Here is a 661-nt window from a genome sequence, read left to right as displayed (position 1 = left end):
GAAAATGGTAAGGAACGTCCAAAAGTTCGAACAGAAAACCTCGTATTTTTAATTAAATTTTTTAGAACAGCCCTTCCAACAAATCCAGTAGCCCCAGTTAAAAAAATCATACCCCCCCCTACCTACAAGAAGCTAATTATCTTATTTTAATGATAGCAAATTAATCAACCATGACGACAGGCTATATTTATCACGAATTGCATCGTTAATATGATGATATTCAGAATGTATAAAATGAATATCTATATGGGGGTTTTCTCTATCAACTACGAGTATATTGTTCGGGTTATAGAAATCATATTCCATAACATTTCTGTTAGTAGTAATTAATTTTTTTTGCATCCCTACCATTTCAATGGTTCGCATAGTTAATCCATTTTGATTGGGATGTTCTATATCAATCACAACTTTTGTGTCAGCCAATACAGAGATGATTTCTTCTGATGTCATGGATTTAAAAGATATGTCTTTAAGAGAAATTCCGCTTAGCTCATTAGTAAATAATTTCTTTAGAAGAAACAATAACCTACTAGGAGAATAGTAAAATAAATAATTGCTTATTTTTTTCATCCCCAGACTATCAGCAATGGTTGTTACTAGCTTGTATCTACCACTATGAGCAGTTCCGATAAATGCAAACTGATAAGGGTAATCTTTATAT

1 protein-coding gene is annotated in these 661 nt (G+C 31.8%); it reads right to left on the bottom strand.

From position 1 onward, the window contains the following. Window positions 1–141 precede the first annotated feature (141 nt). Window positions 142–661 (bottom strand): WaaS/CpsH family glycosyltransferase (locus LG30_RS22365; RefSeq protein ID WP_202963144.1); only part of this gene is annotated, 520 nt, incomplete at its 5' end.

It is taken from the genome of Aeromonas aquatica, from assembly GCF_000764655.1.
In the GTDB taxonomy this organism is placed as follows: Bacteria; Pseudomonadota; Gammaproteobacteria; order Enterobacterales; family Aeromonadaceae; genus Aeromonas; species Aeromonas aquatica.
The sequence above is the reverse complement of the archived record's forward strand: the minus strand, read 5'-3'. Positions and strand labels throughout refer to the sequence as shown.